This is a genomic window from Micromonospora sp. 4G55, assembly GCF_016803375.1.
Window position 1 is genome coordinate 1 of the sequence record NZ_JAEVHN010000496.1, and the last position, 4,660, is coordinate 4,660.

The 4,660-nt window shown below is 68.1% G+C and carries 5 protein-coding genes; 2 read left to right on the forward strand and 3 right to left on the reverse strand.

The genetic code is table 11. From position 1 onward, the window contains the following. Positions 1–391: 391 nt before the first annotated feature. Positions 392–1,591 (reverse strand): helix-turn-helix domain-containing protein, encoded by a 1,200-nt coding sequence (locus tag JNW89_RS28230; RefSeq protein WP_238451409.1) that lies wholly within the window; start codon positions 1,589–1,591, stop codon positions 392–394. Beyond that, a complete protein-coding gene (locus JNW89_RS28235) occupies positions 1,578–1,745 on the reverse strand; it encodes a hypothetical protein (RefSeq protein ID WP_238451416.1) in 168 nt (55 codons plus the stop codon). The genes JNW89_RS28230 and JNW89_RS28235 overlap by 14 nt, the downstream gene beginning before the upstream one ends. Positions 1,746–1,882: 137 nt before the next feature. Between JNW89_RS28235 and JNW89_RS28240 the strand changes: the two genes are divergently transcribed. After that, complete coding sequence (locus tag JNW89_RS28240) at positions 1,883–2,644, forward strand: helix-turn-helix domain-containing protein (RefSeq protein ID WP_375155154.1); 762 nt, start codon at positions 1,883–1,885, stop codon at positions 2,642–2,644. A 202-nt stretch (positions 2,645–2,846) separates the two neighbouring features. Further along, a complete protein-coding gene (locus JNW89_RS28245) occupies positions 2,847–3,269 on the forward strand; it encodes a hypothetical protein (RefSeq protein ID WP_238451412.1) in 423 nt (140 codons plus the stop codon). A 167-nt stretch (positions 3,270–3,436) separates the two neighbouring features. On the opposite strand, the gene JNW89_RS28250 is transcribed toward JNW89_RS28245, so the two are convergent. Beyond that, positions 3,437–4,018, reverse strand: coding sequence for a GNAT family N-acetyltransferase (locus JNW89_RS28250; RefSeq protein WP_238451414.1), 582 nt, complete (start codon positions 4,016–4,018; stop codon positions 3,437–3,439). Positions 4,019–4,660: the final 642 nt, after the last annotated feature.

The window sequence follows — 4,660 nt, forward strand, 5'->3', positions numbered from 1 at the left end:
TCCGAGTTCGCCAGCAGCAGGATGGACTACGCCATCATGCGCCGCCGGTGACTGAACCCGGCGGAAACAGGGCTACGGAGACATCGTGCCGCTGGTGGTCGCCCACGTCGCGGGGCTGCTCCCAATCTGCTCCAAATTTAAGGGGCAGACGGTAGAAAGCCCGTTACCGGCCGAACCGGTGACGGGCTTCCTACCTGCGTATATCCATGGTGGGCGATACTGGGATCGAACCAGTGACCTCTTCGGTGTGAACTCTCGGCGTGCCGGTCGGACCGGGCTTGATGCGAGGTCAGACGGCCTGGTTGCGTGCTGCTCGGCTTGGTTCGGCTGGCACGGTTGCTGTACTTCTCTGCTGTACTCCCCTGCCTCGTGAAAATGACGCTCTCACCGCTCAGCCCACCCCAAGCGTGGCGGCGAGCTGAGCGATCCTGGTCGGGGCGCGGGGGTCACGGGCAACCTCGGCAAGGATGTCCCAGGCGGCGGGCCGGTGCACGATCTCGGCCGGTGCGATGCGCTCGGCCTCGGTCAGCACGCGGGCGGCGTTGCCCGCATCGTCGAGGTGCAGGTAGGCGCGTGCGACGTTGAGCAGGTGCGCGGCGCGGTGTTCGGCGGATAGCCACCGCCAGCCGGGCCGCTTGATGGCCTTCTCGTGCCAGGCGATCGCATCACACGCGTCGCCAGTTTCGACGGCTACGGCGGCGTGGGCCAAGTCGACGGCGGTGGGCCCGAAACCGGTGCGGTGATGGTCGTACCCGTCGCCGACCCGCTCCGCCATGCCAGCGGCCTCGTCGATCAGCTCGCTGGCGGCGGCCTCGTTCCCGTCCTGTGCCGCGGCCAGACCGGCTTGGATGAGCAGTGCCCCGCACAGGGACAGCTCCGCCGGCGTGCCGTGCTCGATCACGGGCGGCGCGATCCGGTACGCGGCGGTGAGCATTACCGACTTCGCCTCCCGCACCCGCCCGAGCGCGCGCAACACCTGGCCGAGTTGTACGGCTGCGGCGGCCACCAGGTCCCGGTCCCCGGTGGCGGCGAGCATCGCCCGGTCAACAGCCAACCACGCCAGCTCCGCGTCTCCGAGTTTGACCAGCAGAGCGGCGGTAACCCGGTACGCCTCCACGAGCGGCACCCGGCCCGACACAGGGGCCTGCGCATGGGTGCGCTGCATGTTGGTGAGCAGATTCGGTACCAGGTCGATCACCTGCGGGTAGCGGGCGTACTGGAACGTCGTCCACGCATACCCCACGTCCCGCAGCATCCGGTCCACCGGCAGCACCGGGCGATCCACTGGCTTGCCCAATGGGATCTCGTACCGCGATAGCGACGCCCTGATCCGGTCGACGCCGTCGGCGCGTTTCGTTGCCTCGGCCGCCTCGGCATCACGGCCGACCAGAGCGGCGGTGTCGATGCGGAGCACGCGGGCGATCTCCTGAAGCGTGGACAGCTTGTCCAGCGACCGAACGCCCCGTTCGACTTTGTCGACCCAGCTTTTCGACTTGCCCAGTCGGTCGGCGAACACCTGCTGCGACAGCTTCCGTCGCCCACGCCAATACGCCACCCGCCGCCCGACCGGCAACAGCTCAACGCTGCCCACGACGCCACCGCCGATCCGGTGTAGCCCGGGTGGTCTCCTCCACCGGGATCCGGTCGGCCTCCCCCTCGACGAGAAGCCGCCGCTTGGCCTCCCGCTCGGCCGCCTGGATCTGCTCGCCCCGGCTCACCGCCGGCTCGTCGCCCTTACCCGGCATCCCCACCTCCGCCAGTGAAACGCGGCGGCGTGCCGACCGCCGCAGGCCCACACTGACGCCGGGATGTCACCTGCCGCGACGACACAAGAACCGACAACTCGGCCACTCAGCCGACGACATTAAGGCGACACGACGCTATGGTGACGGTCATGGCCGCCCCCAACACCGCCCTACGCGCCGTCCGCACCGGAATGCGCATGAGCCAAGACGACTTCGCTCGCGCGCTCCAGGCCGCCGGCCACCGCGTCGGCGAGCCCAACGACGCCAACAAGAGACTCGTCCAGCGATGGGAGTCCGGCGCGATCGCTGCACCGCGCCCCGTCTACGCACGCGCGCTGGAAGTCGTCACCGGGCTACCCATCTCACTGCTCGGCTTCGTCGCAGTGCCCGGCGGCCACGTCGCCGACGACGAACACGGGGGCCACGACCTGACATCTCCCCTGTCCAGCCTGGCCACGCCCACGCCGGCGACCAAACTCACCACGGCCCACCAATCGCACGAAGGAGTGTGGCTCAGCCGCTACCAGTACTACTCCAGCGGCCGAGGAGACTCCTTCGCCGGACAACACTTCGTCGTGATGCTCCAGCACGGGGACCGACTGACCGCGCGCAGCCTGCCCGGATCGGCGTCGTCGTCTCTCTCACTCGACCTGACCGTGGACGGTGCCGTCGTCACCGGCACCTGGGTCGAGCAGACCGACCCCACCGGCTACTACCGGGGCGCCAGATACCACGGCGCAATCCAACTCATCGCCGAGCCCACTGGCCGGCGGATGGCCGGGAAGTGGATCGGCTTCGGCAAGGACATGGACGTGAACACCGGCCCGTGGGAGCTTGTCTTCCAGGACGCCTCGACATCCAAAGCGACGCTTGATCGCTACAACACGTCCGCGACATAGCGCGCTACTGCCCAGGAACCTGCGACCCCTCGCTTGTAAGTTCTGGGCGCTCCGTCCGGTGGGGTCCGTCCGCGTCCGCGACCTCGGGGATCTGTCTGCGCCCAGCCGCCGGCGGCCGCCCTCGTCCCGGCCGGTTGCTGTCATCGTTGCTGTCGACAGCCACCGCAGATCGCCTACAGCTCAACACCTAGAGTGGCTGGCTGTGGATCTCGCTGAATGCCTGGAGCGGGTGCTCGGACTCAAGATTCAGCCTCTACCGGGTCCCCATGCCGCTGTTGCCGACGCGGCAGGTCCGGGCTACCGAATCTTGTACCTGAGCACCAGTGCCGAATTCTGGGAGGATCGGTCGCAGGTCAACGAGGTATGGGATCACTTCGACCGGGAGTGCCTTGTCCTGGCGGAGGCACTGATCCAAGTCTGGGGGCCCCCGGAGCGGGTCGAGCTAAGCCCAGTCCTGGACCACTCGATGCAGGGCGAGACGGTGCCGGCCCTTGCTGGCGTCCTTTCCAACTTCGTGCCGTCCCTGTCTGCCTGGCACTTCGAAGATCGCAGCGTCTGTCTCGGCGTCGGCCAGTGGGACGGGGAACTCCCAGTCGTCCTGGTAGCCGCAGCTGGTGACCTGTAACTGTTGAAGCGGAACTTAGGGCCGCTATCGCTCCACCAGCGGGATCGGTACCCGGCACCTGCTGGCAGGGCTTTTCAGGCTGCCATCGTTGGTCGCTGGTTGACGACGTTTCACGCTGTCTTGTGCCCCCTGCGTGCCCCAGATCCATCCCACCAGGCAGAGCCCAGTCAACGTTCCCAGTCACTACGGACGCACGCGTAGAGGTACTGATCGTGCCAGCGCCCGGCGCGCCACTGCGCGCTACGGACCCGACCCTCCCGCAAGAACCCGGCTTTCTCCAGCGCACGCTGCTCGGCGATGTTTTCAACGTCGGTTACCGCCTGCAAGCGCTCGGCGCGGGTGTGGTTGAAAAGGTAATCGCGAAGCAACGCCTGGGCTTCCGTCCCAATGCCACGCCCACGAGCATCTTTCCGTAGAAGGATGCCGATTTCCCAGCACCAGCTGAGTCCCGCCGGTCCCCATGAGTCCTTGCCCCACTGCACACTGCCGACCGCTTCCCCGTCCTGGTCGACGATCAGCCTGCCGCCGTCGGGGGAAAGCAATCCGTTGGCGTCAAACTCCGCCTGTAAGCGGGGTGATGAGTAGCCGAACCAGACGGCGTGTCCAGCATCCGGTCCGTTGAGGTGCTGTCGGGCGAAGATGACGTCTGCGCTGGTGTAAGGGCGAATCGCAATCATGAGTTCTGCACTTTCGATGCCAAGATCGACTGAAGCTCTCGATCCTACTGCCGCAAATACACCGCCTGCCATCCTGTCGCCGTCGGCCCGCCTTGCGGGAGCGGGCCGCCGCTCGGGCCGCCACGTCAAGCGACCTTGACGCACGTACGGACGCTGCCGGGACCGACTGAGTCGGCTCTCGTGTCACGGACCGCACCCCCGGCGGACACCGCCACAGTGGCGCAGTTGACCCAACCTCGCCCGGCACGGACCCGGCTCCCGGGGTCGGAGCTGGCTACCGGCGGCCACCCCTCCCCCTCCCAGGTGAGCAGTTGACCTCACCTGAGCGGCTGCGGAGCCGGCTCCTGGGCGACCGGCATGCCCTCGGCGGACACCACCCCCATGCTTGGGGCTTGCCGCGCGGACCCGGCGTACCCTTTCCTGCGCCGCGCTGCTCAGGCGCGGCGCGGCCGACTGCCGGCGACGAACCTCCACCACTCTCCCCGCTATCCCGTCTGCGGCGGCCCTCGGGCTTCCCGCAATCCGCGCCAGCCGCCGGGCGTTCGGCGTGACGGCCGCAGAGCGATAGCGGCGCGGCCGGCGCGCGCCCTGGCGGCGGCGCGTGCGGCCCGTTGCGGGCCGCCTTGATAGACGTACAGAAAGTCCTCCCACACCGGCCGGCAGCCGGCTGTCCTGCGCCCGTTGATGGTGGACACGCATGGGCCGATCCTTGAC